Below are 12,251 nucleotides of genomic sequence, written 5' to 3' on the forward strand. Positions count from 1 at the left end.
GAACCCGGCACCGTGATCCTCCAGCCGCTCGTCCCCGCCGGCGCGGCGATCCGCCTCGGTGACGACGGCGCGCGAGCGGCGATCGAGGCGGCCTACCGGCCCGGCGACGGCGTCCGCGTCCGGCTGAACATGATCGCGAGCGTCAACGGCTCGAGCATCGGCTCGGACGGCACGAGCGAGACGCTGACCAACCGCGTCGACCGGACGATCCTCGGCGTGATCCGCGCCCAGGCCGACGTCGTCCTCGTCGGCGCCGCCAGTGTGCGCGCGGAGGGCTACCGCGTGCCGAAGCGCGCGCCGCTCGCGATCGTCTCCTCCTCCGGCGACCTGGCGGGCCACCGCCTCGAGGTGCAGGAGGGCGCCCGCGTGCTCCTGCTGCTGCCGGAGGAGCGCGAGGCACCGGGCGATCTCCCCCGCGGCGTCGAGGTCGTCCCGGTGGCCGCGACCGAGGGCCGGATGACCGTGGACGCGATCCTCACGGCCCTGCACGCGCTCGGGCTCAGGCGGGTCGTCTGCGAGGGCGGCGCGTCGCTCTCGGGGCAGTTCCTCGCCTCCGGCCGTGTCGACGAGATCTGCCTGACCACCGCGCCCCGCGTCGTGCTCCCCGGGCTCCCGGTCGCGGCGACCGATGCCCGGATCGACGACTCCTACGCCTTGACCGCGCTCGCGGCCGACGACGCCGGCTTCACCTACGCGCGCTGGAGCCGGACCGGCTGAGCGCCCGATCGGCGAGCCAGCGCTCGACCGACGCCTCCCAGAGCGCCGGATCGTCGTTCCAGAGCCGGGTGTGCCCGGCGCCGTGGAAGAGCACGAGCTGCACCAGGTCCGGCCGCGCCGCCGCGAGGGCCTCGGACGGCCCGCTCGGCACGAAGTCGTCGTCGACGCTGTGCAGGAGCAGGATCGGCACGGTCAGCTCGGCGGCCCGCTCGACCAGGTCCAGCGCCGCCAGCGGGACGTGGCTGCTCTGCCCGGTCAGCGCCGCCGACCACGGCCGCTGCATCACCGTGAGCGCGAGCGCCGCGATCGGCGCCGGGATCCGGTTCAGCCGCGCCTGCTTGCGCAGGGTCACCCGCCAGTCGATGACGGGTGAGTCGAGCACGACCCCCGCGATCAGGCCGCGGCGGCTCGAGCGCAGCGCCGTCTGCAGCACGATCGCGCCGCCCATCGACCAGCCGACGAGCACGACCCGGCGAGCGCCGCGGCGCTCGGCGAAGCGGATCGCGGCGTCGATGTCGCGCCACTCCGTCTCCCCCAGCGCGTAGCGACGGTCGGGGCTCGCCGGAGCGTCCCCGTCGTTGCGGTACGACACGACCAGCGAGGTCAGCCCGGCACGGTGGAACGCCGCGATGCCGCGCAGCGTCTCCTCGCGCGTCGTCGCGCGGCCGTGCACGTGGATCGCCCAGACGTCGCCCTCTCGCTCGGCCGGGAAGAGCCAGGCGGGAGCGGCGCCGAACTGCGTCGGCACCTCCTCCGCGGTGAACGGCAGACCGGTCTCGCGCGGCGACAGCAGCAGCCAGCCGTTGATCCGTCCGCGGGCGCCGGGCCGCAGCGTCCCGCGATCGACCTGCCCGAGCTCCCGCACGACGCGGCCCTGCCCGGTCGCCAGGAGCCGGCCGATCCGCGCGTGACCCCGCCCCTGGTCGAACCAGAGGCTGAAGCCGCCCCGCGCAGCGGTGTCGGCGCGGGCCGTCAGCTCGATCTCGTGCACGTCCGGTCGGACGGCGAGCACCCGGATCTCCTCCGCGCGCCGCGAGGGCGGAGTGACCACGCCGCGGAGGAAGGCCGTGCCCAGCGCGGCGACCCCGACGGCCGTCAGTGCGGCGAGAGCCGGAGCCGCGAGGAGCCCGGCGAGGACGACACCGGTGTGCGCGCTCTCCGCGGCGTGCCTGCGGGCTTCGAGCATGCGGGAACTCTAGTCTGCGACCGTGCCCGAATTCCCAGCGCCGTCCCAGCTCCCGGAGGAGTTCCGCGCCGCGGTCCACTCCCTGCGCCGCGCGACGACGCGATCCGAGCTCACCGTCTCCGAGATCGCCTCGCCCGCCGGACTCGCGCCCTACGCCGTCGCCCTCTCCGGCGACGTCTCGCCGCGGTCCCACGGCCGCGACTCCGAGCTCGGCACCGGCCGCTTCATCCTGCTCTACGACCCCGAGGAGCCGGAGCAGTGGGGCGGTCCGTTCCGCGTCGTCTGCTTCGCCCAGGCCCCGCTCGAGATCGAGATCGGCACCGATCCCTTCCTCGCCGAGGTCGCCTGGTCCTGGCTGATGGACGCGCTCGAGGTCCGCGGTGCCTTCTACACCGCCGCCTCCGGCACCGCGACCAAGGTCCTCTCCACCGGGTTCGGCGAGCTCGCCGCCCAGGGCGACGGCGCGCAGATCGAGATCCGGGCCTCCTGGAGCCCCGAGGATGCGCAGCTCGCTCCCCACGTGGAAGGCTGGGGGGAGCTGTTGTGCATGCTCGCGGGCCTCCCGCCCGTATCGGGCGACGGCGTGACCTCGCTCGCCTTCCGACGGAACAACCGTGACTGATTACCGTGTCCTCTCCACCCCCGACGAGTTCCTCGCCGCGGTCGACGCCCTCGCCGCCGGCGAGGGTCCCGTCGCCGTCGACGCCGAGCGCGCCTCCGGCTTCACCTACTCGCAGCGCGCGTACCTGATCCAGGTCTATCGCCGCGGCGCCGGAGCGTTCCTCTTCGACCCGCCCGCGATCGGCCGGATGGACGCCCTCCAGGCCGTGATCGGCGAGGAGGAGTGGATCCTGCACGCCGCCAGCCAGGATCTCGCCTGCCTGCGCGAGGTCGGCCTCGACCCCGTCCGCATCTTCGACACCGAGCTCGCCGCGCGCCTGCTCGGCCTGCCCAAGGTCGGCCTCGGCGCCGTCGTCGAGGACCTGCTCGGCATCCACCTCGCCAAGGAGCACTCGGCCGCCGACTGGTCGACCCGCCCGCTCCCGCAGAGCTGGCTCGTCTACGCCGCGAAGGACGTCGAGCTGCTGCCCGACCTGCGCGACCGGATGGCCGAGATGCTGGTCGAGGCCCGCAAGACCCGGATCGCCCGTGAGGAGTTCGAGGCGACCCTGGCCCGGCAGCCCAAGCCTGTCCCGGCGGAGCCGTGGCGCCGCCTCTCCGGCATGCACGCCCTGCGCGGCCCGCGCGCCCTCGCCATCGCCCGCGAGCTGTGGCTGGCCCGCGACGCCTTCGCCCGGGAGCGCGACATCGCGCCCGGCCGGCTGATCCCCGACTCGTCGATCATCGCCGTGTCGCGCAACGTGCCGACCACCCTCGGCCAGCTCTCCGGCCGCCGCGACTTCACCGGTCGCGCCAGCCGCGGCGAGGTCGAGCGCTGGTGGGCCGCGATCGAGCGCGGCCAGAGCACCGAGGACCTGCCGAGTCCGGTGCGCCCCGCCGCCGACACCCTGCCGCCGCCGCGCGCCTGGGGCGACCGCAACCCGGCCGCCGACGCCCGGCTGAAGGCCGCGCGCGCCGTCGTGGGCGAGATCGCCGAGCTGCTCTCCCTCCCCGTCGAGAACCTGCTCACGCCCGAGCTGGTCCGCCGCCTCGCCTGGAACCCGCCGGAGCCGCTCGACACGGACTCCGTCGCCGCCGAGCTGGAGCGCGCCGGTGCCCGCTCCTGGCAGATCGACGCGACCGCCGGCTCGCTGGCCACCGCGTTTGTGGAAGCCGGGCAAGCACCGGTCGCGGGCACGGAAGCCGCTTCGTAGGAAGAAGCAAAGGATTCCGGCGCCCGTCGCCGCCTTCCTACGATCGGAAGGACGTCCGGTTTCCGAGAGGGCGTCCCGTTTTCAGGAGGCACTGTGGCCGAGAGATCCGAAGTCGTGTTCGTCGACGGAGTCCGTACTCCGTTCGGACGGGCCGGTGAGAAGGGCATGTACTGGCAGACCCGGGCCGACGACCTCGTCGTCAAGGCCATGATCGGTCTGCTCGAGCGCAATCCCGCGCTGCCCAAGGAGCGCGTGGACGAGGTCGCCATCGCCGCGACCACCCAGCAGGGCGACCAGGGCCTGACCCTCGGCCGCACCGCCGCGCTCCTCGCGGGCCTGCCGCGCTCCGTGCCCGGCTACGCGATCGACCGGATGTGCGCCGGAGCGATGACCTCGGTCACCACGACCGCCGGCGGCATCGCCTTCGGCGCCTACGACGTCGTGATCGCCGGCGGCGTCGAGCACATGGGCCGGCACCCGATGGGCTTCAACGCCGACCCCAACCCGCGCTTCCTCTCCGAGCGCCTGGTCGGCGAGGAAGCCCTCAACATGGGCAAGACCGCGGAGAAGATCCATGACCGCTTCCCGCAGCTCACCAAGAGCCGCTCCGACCACTACGCCCTGCGCAGCCAGCAGAAGCTGGCCGAGGCCTACCGGAACGGGAACGTCCAGCCCGACCTGATCCCGGTCGCCACCCGCAGCGCCGCCGGCTGGGGCCTCGCCACCGCCGACGAGGCACCCCGCCCGGAGACCACGCTCGAGGGCCTCGCGACCCTGCGCACCCCGTTCCGGCCGCACGGCCGCGTGACCGCCGGCAACTCCTCCGGGCTCAACGACGGCGCCGCCGTCTCGCTGCTCGCGAGCGCCGACGCCGCGAAGGAGCTCGGCCTCCCCGAGAAGATGCGGCTCGTCAGCTTCGCCTTCGCCGGCGTCGAGCCCGAGATCATGGGCATCGGCCCGGTCCCCTCGACCGAGAAGGCGCTGAAGAAGGCCGGGCTCGGCATCGAGGACATCGGCCTCTTCGAGCTCAACGAGGCGTTCGCCGTGCAGGTGCTCTCCTTCCTCGACCACTTCGGCATCGACGACGACGACCCGCGGGTCAACGAGTACGGCGGAGCGATCGCGATCGGCCACCCGCTCGCCTCCTCGGGAGTCCGGCTGATGATCCAGCTCGCCCGCCAGTTCGAGGCGCACCCCGAGGTCCGCTACGGCCTGACCGCGATGTGCGTCGGTCTCGGCCAGGGCGGCTCGGTCATCTGGGAGAACCCGCACTTCGACGGCAAGCGCGCACGACGGAAGGGACGCTGACCCATGCTCGAAGGATTCGAGGACCTGGTCGAACTCGCCGAGGGCGAGGTCGTCACCCACTCCTACGTCCGCGACGTGCCGCTGCCCAGCGGCCGCGTCCTGGCGCTGATCACGCTCGACAACGACCGCGACCACACCCGGCCGAGCACCTTCGGCCCCGCCGGGCTGTTCGAGCTGGCCGACGTGCTGCTCGCCCAGCAGGCGCGCGCGAAGGCCGGCGAGATCCAGGCAGTCGGAGTGACGGGCAAGCCGTTCATCCTCGCCGCCGGCGCCGACCTCAGCAAGGTCGGCAGCATCCCGAGCCACGAGATCGGCCGCCAGCTCGCTCGCCTGGGCCACAGGACCCTCGGCCTGCTCTCCGAGCTCGGCGTCCCCTCCTTCGTCTTCATCAACGGGCTCGCACTCGGCGGCGGCACCGAGATCGCGCTGAACGCGGACTACCGCACCGTCGACGCCTCGATCCCGGCGCTCGGGCTGCCCGAGGTCTTCCTCGGCATCATCCCCGGCTGGGGCGGCGCCTGGCTGCTGCCGAACCTGATCGGCATCGAGAACGCGCTGAAGGTGATCGTCGAGAACCCGCTGAAGAACAACCGCACCCTCAAGGGTCAGGACGTCTTCGACCTCGGCATCGCCGACGCGATCTTCCCCTCCGCGAGCTTCCTCGAGAACTCGCTGGTCTGGGCCGACGGCGTCCTCGGCGGGACCGTCGAGGTCAAGCGGCCGAACGTGCCCGGCAAGATCGAGCGCCTGGTCAAGTGGGACGCGGCGATCGCGATCGCCCGCAAGCAGCTCGAGTCCAAGATCGGCACCGTCGCCGCCTCGCCGTACCGCGCGCTCGACCTGCTCAAGGCCGCCAAGAGCAGCACCCGCGAGGAGGGCTTCGCCGCCGAGGACGAGGCGCTGGCCGACCTCGTCTCCGGGGACCAGTTCCGCGCGAGCATCTACGCCTTCGACCTGGTGCAGAAGCGGGCGAAGCGCCCCGCCGGCGCCCCGGACAAGAGCCTCGCCAAGCCGGTCACCAAGGTCGGCGTCATCGGCGCGGGCCTGATGGCCACGCAGTTCGCGCTGCTCTTCGTCCGCCGCCTCCAGGTGCCGGTGGTCATCACCGACCTCGACCAGGAGCGGGTGGACCGCGGCGTCGCGAGCATCGTCGGCGAGATCGACACCCTGCTCGCCAAGGGCCGCCTCTCCCCGGACGACGCGAACCGCCTTCGCGGTCTCGTCACCGGCACGACCGACCGCGCCGACTTCGCCGACGCCGACTGGGTGATCGAGGCCGTCTTCGAGGAACTCTCCGTCAAGCAGGAGGTCTTCGCCGACATCGAGCGCTACGTCTCCCCCACCGCCGTCCTCGCGACGAACACCTCGTCGCTCTCGGTCGAGCGGATCGGCGAGCGGCTGGAGCACCCGGAGCGCCTGGTCGGCTTCCACTTCTTCAACCCGGTGGCCGTGATGCCGCTGATCGAGGTGGTGAACACGCCGCAGACCGACGACGAGACGCTGTCGACGGCGATGGTCACGGCGGCGAAGCTGAAGAAGAACGCGGTCATCACCCGCGACACTCCGGGCTTCGTCGTGAACCGGGTGCTGGCCAAGGTGCTCGGCGAGGCGATGCACGCCGTCGACACCGGCACCCCGTTCGAGGTCGTCGAGGCCTCGCTCGAGCCGTTCGGCCTGCCGATGACGCCGTTCGAGCTGCTCGAGCTGGTCGGCCTCAAGGTCGGTGCGCACGTGCTCGACACGCATCACGCCGCCTTCCCGGACCGCTTCTACGACAGCGCGAACCTGCACCGCCTGGCGGAGCTCGGGCACGTCTTCGAGCGCGACGCCAAGGGCCGGGTGAAGGGCGTGGACAAGCGCGCCGTCGCGATCGTCAAGGGCGGCTCCGACCCGATGACGGCCGAGGAGCTGCGCCTGCGCGTCGAGACCGGGCTCGCCGACGAGGTGAAGCGGATGCTGGACGACGACGTCGTGCACGCCGCGGAGGACATCGACCTCTGCCTCATCCTCGGCGCCGGCTACCCGTTCCAGATGGGCGGGCTGACGCCCTACCTCGACCGCGTCGGTGCGAGCGAGCGCGCCTTCGGCGGCACGTTCCACGAGCCGGCCGTCCGCGGGGTGCAGTAGCCGCAGGAACGCAGGAGGGCGCCCACCGATCCGGTGGGCGCCCTCTCTCGTGCGTGGAGCGTGCTCAGTCGTTGAGCACTCAGTCCTCGAGCACTCAGCCCTTGCGCACTCAGTCCTTGCGCACGTCGTCGTGCGCGGCGACCTCTTCGGGCAGCGGGCGCGCGACCGGGATCTTGCTGCCGAGCACCTGCGCGACCACGTCGCGGGCGATGTGCTGCGGGGTCAGCCCGACGTCGTCGAGGATCTCCTCGCGCTTGGCGTGGTCGAGGAACTGATCGGGCAGCCCCAGCTCGGTGACGGCGGTGTCGACGCCGGCCTCGCGCAGGTCCTGGCGGATCCGCGTGCCGATGCCGCCGACGCGCACGCCGTCCTCGATCGAGACGACGATGCGGTGCTCGCGGGCGAGGTCGATGATGCTCCGCGGCACCGGCACGACCCAGCGCGGGTCGACGACGGTGGCGCCGATGCCCTGCGCGGCGAGGCGCCGGGCGACGTCGAGGCCCATCGCGGCCATGGGGCCGACGGTGACCAGCAGCACGTCCTGGCGCTCGGAGCGCAGCAGCACGTCCACGCCGTCGTCGAGGCGCTCGACCGCGTCGATCTCGTCGCCGACGTTGCCCTTGGAGAAGCGCACGACGGTCGGCGCGTCGGTCACACCGACGGCCTCGCGCAGCTCCTCGCGCAGGCGCACGGAGTCGCGTGGGGCGGCGAGGCGGATGTTCGGGACGACCTGGAGGATCGCGAGGTCCCACATGCCGTGGTGGCTCGGGCCGTCCGGGCCGGTGACGCCGGCGCGGTCGAGCACGAAGGTGACGCCGGCGCGGTGCAGCGCCACGTCCATCAGCACCTGGTCGAAGGCGCGGTTGACGAACGTCGCGTAGAGCGCGACGACCGGGTGCAGACCGCCGAAGGCGAGGCCCGCAGCGGAGGTCACGGCGTGCTGCTCGGCGATGCCGACGTCGAAGACGCGGTCCGGGTACTTCTCGGCCAGGCGGTCGAGGCCGACCGGGCGGAGCATCGCGGCGGTGATGCCGACGATCGTCGGGTCCTCGTCGGCGAGCGTGACGATCTCCTCGGCGAAGACCGAGGTCCAGGAGCGGGCGCCGCTCGCGCTGAGCGGCTCGCCGGTCTCCGGATCGATCTGGCCGACCGCGTGGAACTGGTCGGCGAGGTCCTGGACGGCGGGCTCGAAGCCCTTGCCCTTCTGGGTGATCGCATGCACGATCACCGGCGTGCCGTAGTCCTTGGCCTGCTGGAGCGCCTCCTCCATCGCGGTGAGGTCGTGACCGTCGATCGGGCCGAGGTACTTGATGTCGAGGTTGGAGTACAGCGCCTCGTTGTTGATGAAGCGGCTGAGGAAGCCGTGCAGGCCGCCGCGCACACCGCGGTAGACCGCCGCCGCGGGGCCGCCCAGGCGCTCGGAGACGGCGCGGGAGCCGCGGTGCAGCGTGCGGTAGGTGCGACGGGTGCGGACGCCGTTGAGGAAGCGCGCCATGCCGCCGATGGTCGGGGCGTAGGAGCGGCCGTTGTCGTTGACGACGATGACGAGACCGCGGGAGTTGTCGTCGCTGATGTTGTTCAGCGCCTCCCAGGTCATCCCGCCAGTGAGCGCGCCGTCGCCGACGACCGCGACCACGTGGCGGTCCGTCTGACCGGTCATCGTGAAGGCCCGCGAGATGCCGTCCGCCCAGGACAGCGAGCTGGAGGCGTGCGAGCTCTCGACGATGTCGTGCGGCGACTCGGAGCGCTGCGGGTAGCCGGCGAGACCGCCGCGCTGCCGGAGGCCGGAGAAGTCCTGGCGCCCGGTGAGCAGCTTGTGCACGTAGGACTGGTGCCCCGTGTCGAAGATGATCGCGTCGTGCGGCGAGTCGAAGACGCGGTGGATCGCGATGGTCGTCTCGACCACGCCGAGGTTCGGACCGAGGTGGCCGCCGGTCTTGGACACCTCGCGCACGAGGAAGTCGCGGATCTCCTGCGCCAGCGTCTCGAGCTCGGTCCGGGTGAGGCGATCGAGGTCGCGCGGTCCGGAGATGGTCTCGAGAACAGCCATTCGCGCCGCCTTCCGGGGGATGTCTGAGGGATGTGGACGTCTGCCGAGTCTACGCACGGCGCCCCGGGGGAACAGGTGTGCGCCTCCCCCTTGCGGGAAGGCGCACACCTCTGTCGGGTTTCCCGACCGCGGGTCGCTAGACCAGCGAGCGCAGCACGTACTGCAGGATCCCGCCGTTGCGGTAGTAGTCCGCCTCACCGGGGGTGTCGATGCGGACGACCGCGTCGAACTCGATCGGCTGCTTGCCCTCGGGCGAGTCGGAGGTCGGCGAGGCGACGACGTGCACCGTCTTCGGCGTCACGCCCTCGTTCAGCGCCTCGATGCCCGAGATGCTGATCGACTCGGTGCCGTCGAGCCCGAGCGAGGCCCAGGTCTCGCCCTGCGGGAACTGCAGCGGGACGACGCCCATGCCGATCAGGTTCGAGCGGTGGATCCGCTCGAAGCTCTCGACGATGACCGCCTTGACTCCCAGGAGGCTGGTGCCCTTGGCCGCCCAGTCGCGCGACGAGCCGGAGCCGTACTCCTTGCCGCCGAGGATCACCAGCGGGGTGCCCTGCGCCTGGTAGTTCTGCGACGCGTCGTAGATGAACGACTGCGGGCCGCCCTCCTGCGTGAAGTCGCGGGTGTAGCCGCCCTCGACGTTGTCGAGGAGCTGGTTGCGCAGGCGGATGTTCGCGAACGTGCCGCGGATCATCACCTCGTGGTTGCCGCGGCGCGAGCCGTAGGAGTTGTAGTCCTTGCGGTCGACGCTGTGCTCGGCGAGGTACTGACCGGCGGGGCTGTCGGCCTTGATCGAGCCGGCGGGGCTGATGTGGTCGGTGGTGACCGAGTCGCCCAGCTTGGCGAGCACCCGGGCGTCGGCGATGTCGGTGACCGGGGTCGTCTCCATCGTCATGCCGTCGAAGTACGGGGGCTTCCGCACGTAGGTGGAGTCCTCGTCCCACTCGAAGATCGAGCCCTCGGGGGTCTGCAGCGAGCGCCAGCGCTCGTCGCCGTCGAACACGCCGGCGTACTGCGTGTCGAACATCGACTTGTCGATCGAGGAGTCGATCGTCGCCTGGACCTCGGCCGCGTCGGGCCAGATGTCCTTGAGGAAGACGTCGTTGCCCTCGGTGTCGGTGCCGAGCGCGTCGACCTCGAAGTCGAAGTTCATCGAGCCGGCGAGCGCGTAGGCGATGACCAGCGGCGGGCTCGCCAGGTAGTTCATCTTCACGTCCGGGTTGATCCGGCCCTCGAAGTTGCGGTTGCCCGAGAGGACGGCCGTGACGGCGAGGTCGTTCTCCTGCACCGCGGTCGAGATCTCCTCGAGCAGCGGGCCGGAGTTGCCGATGCAGGTGGTGCAGCCGTAGCCGACGGTGAAGAAGCCGAGAGCCTCGAGCGACTCGGTGAGCCCGGCCTTCTCGTAGTAGTCGGTGACGACCTTCGAGCCCGGCGCCAGCGTGGTCTTGACCCACGGCTTGGCCTTCAGGCCCTTCTGCGCGGCGTTGCGGGCCAGCAGGCCGGCCGCGAGCATCACCGAGGGGTTCGACGTGTTGGTGCAGGAGGTGATCGCCGCGATCGCGACGGCGCCGTGGTCGATGGTGAAGCTCTCGTGGCCCTCGCCCAGCTCGACGGTGGTCGGCTTCGACGCGGTGGTCGGCGCGTGCGAGCGGTGGGTGTGCGAGTGCGAGCTGTACTCGTCCTGCGGCTGGAGCTCGCCCGGGTCGGACGCGGGGAACGACTCGGCGACGGTGAGGTCGACGATGTCGTGGGTGACCTCCGTGTAGTTGTTGAGGTCCGACTCGAACTGCGTCTTCGCCGAGGTGAGCTCGATGCGGTCCTGCGGGCGCTTCGGCCCGGCGATCGAGGGGACGACCGTGCTGAGGTCGAGCTCGAGGTACTCGCTGAAGACCGGCTCGACCGCGGGGTCGTGCCAGAGCTTCTGCAGCTTGGAGTACTGCTCGACCAGGGCGATCTGCTCGTCGCTGCGGCCGGTGAGGCGCAGGTAGTCGAGGGTCACGTCGTCGATGGGGAACATCGCGGCGGTGGAGCCGAACTCGGGGCTCATGTTGCCGATCGTGGCGCGGTTGGCGAGCGGCACCTGGGCGACGCCGGCGCCGTAGAACTCGACGAACTTGCCGACGACGCCGTGCTTGCGCAGCATCTCGGTGATCGTGAGGACGACGTCGGTCGCGGTCACGCCGGCCGGGATCGCGCCGGACAGCTTGAAGCCGACGACCTTGGGGATGAGCATCGACACGGGCTGGCCGAGCATGGCCGCCTCGGCCTCGATGCCGCCGACGCCCCAGCCGAGCACGCCGAGGCCGTTCACCATGGTGGTGTGCGAATCGGTGCCGACGCAGGTGTCGGGGTAGGCGCGGAGGACGCCGCCGACCTCGCGGGTCATGGTGACGCGGGCCAGGTACTCGATGTTGACCTGGTGGACGATGCCGGTTCCCGGCGGGACGACCTTGAAGTCGTCGAACGCGGTCTGGCCCCAGCGGAGGAACTGGTAGCGCTCGCCGTTCCGCTCGTACTCGAGCTCGACGTTGCGCTCGAGGGCGTCGGCGGTGCCGAAGAGGTCCGCGATGACCGAGTGGTCGATGACCATCTCGGCGGGCGCCAGCGGGTTGATCTTGTTCGCGTCACCGCCGAGGGCCGCGACCGCCTCGCGCATGGTGGCGAGGTCGACGATGCAGGGCACGCCGGTGAAGTCCTGCATCACGACGCGCGCGGGCGTGAACTGGATCTCGGTGTCGGGCTCCGACTCCGGCACCCACTCGCCCAGGGCGCGGATGTGGTCGGCCGTGATGTTGGCGCCGTCCTCCGTGCGGAGCAGGTTCTCGAGCAGCACCTTGAGGCTGAACGGGAGCTTCTCGTGACCGGGGACCCGGTCGATGCGGAACACCTCGTAGTCGGCCGAGCCGACCTTCAGGTTGTCTTTCGATCCAAAGCTGTCTACCGCGGACACGTCGCCCTCTCCTTCGCTGACGTGGGCTCCGCCGACGGGCGCACCCACATATCCGTCTCCATCTTGGCGACCGCGCACAGCGCCCCGCCACCAAGGAGG

The 12,251-nt window shown here is 71.6% G+C and carries 8 protein-coding genes; 5 read left to right on the forward strand and 3 right to left on the reverse strand.

What is annotated here, in order from left to right:
• Positions 1-12: 12 nt before the first annotated feature.
• On the forward strand, positions 13-717 hold the full coding sequence (locus tag HQQ86_RS00190) for a dihydrofolate reductase family protein (RefSeq protein ID WP_173285491.1): 705 nt from the start codon (positions 13-15) through the stop codon (positions 715-717).
• Here HQQ86_RS00190 and HQQ86_RS00195 read toward each other — a convergent pair.
• Positions 686-1,903, reverse strand: coding sequence for a S9 family peptidase (locus HQQ86_RS00195; RefSeq protein WP_173285493.1), 1,218 nt, complete (start codon positions 1,901-1,903; stop codon positions 686-688). The two genes, HQQ86_RS00190 and HQQ86_RS00195, sit on opposite strands and share 32 nt — an antisense overlap.
• 22 nt (positions 1,904-1,925) lie before the next feature.
• On the opposite strand from HQQ86_RS00195, the gene HQQ86_RS00200 reads away from it, so the two are divergent.
• The 4 genes from HQQ86_RS00200 (at position 1,926) to HQQ86_RS00215 (ending at position 7,152) form a co-directional block, all read left to right on the forward strand.
• Entirely contained in the window at positions 1,926-2,525 is a 600-nt protein-coding gene (locus tag HQQ86_RS00200; RefSeq protein WP_173285494.1) for a DUF3000 domain-containing protein, read from the forward strand.
• Positions 2,518-3,717: a ribonuclease D gene (locus HQQ86_RS00205; RefSeq protein ID WP_173285496.1), complete on the forward strand. Its 1,200-nt coding sequence runs from the start codon at positions 2,518-2,520 to the stop codon at positions 3,715-3,717. Before HQQ86_RS00200 ends, HQQ86_RS00205 begins: the two co-directional genes overlap by 8 nt.
• A gap of 93 nt (positions 3,718-3,810) precedes the next feature.
• Positions 3,811-5,025: a thiolase family protein gene (locus HQQ86_RS00210; RefSeq protein ID WP_173285498.1), complete on the forward strand. Its 1,215-nt coding sequence runs from the start codon at positions 3,811-3,813 to the stop codon at positions 5,023-5,025.
• A gap of 3 nt (positions 5,026-5,028) precedes the next feature.
• Complete coding sequence (locus HQQ86_RS00215) at positions 5,029-7,152, forward strand: 3-hydroxyacyl-CoA dehydrogenase NAD-binding domain-containing protein (RefSeq protein ID WP_173285500.1); 2,124 nt, start codon at positions 5,029-5,031, stop codon at positions 7,150-7,152.
• Positions 7,153-7,261: 109 nt separating this feature from the next.
• Here the strand turns inward: HQQ86_RS00215 and dxs are convergent, their stop codons facing one another.
• Positions 7,262-9,202 carry a 1-deoxy-D-xylulose-5-phosphate synthase gene (gene dxs, locus HQQ86_RS00220; RefSeq protein WP_173285502.1) on the reverse strand — a complete coding sequence of 647 codons (1,941 nt, stop codon included), beginning with the start codon at positions 9,200-9,202 and terminating at the stop codon, positions 7,262-7,264.
• A 136-nt stretch (positions 9,203-9,338) separates the two neighbouring features.
• A complete protein-coding gene (acnA, locus tag HQQ86_RS00225) occupies positions 9,339-12,152 on the reverse strand; it encodes an aconitate hydratase AcnA (protein WP_173285504.1) in 2,814 nt (937 codons plus the stop codon).
• Between the last annotated feature and the right edge of the window lie 99 nt (positions 12,153-12,251).

It is taken from the genome of Rathayibacter sp. VKM Ac-2857 (genome assembly GCF_013205025.1).
Taxonomy (GTDB): Bacteria; Actinomycetota; Actinomycetes; order Actinomycetales; family Microbacteriaceae; genus Rathayibacter.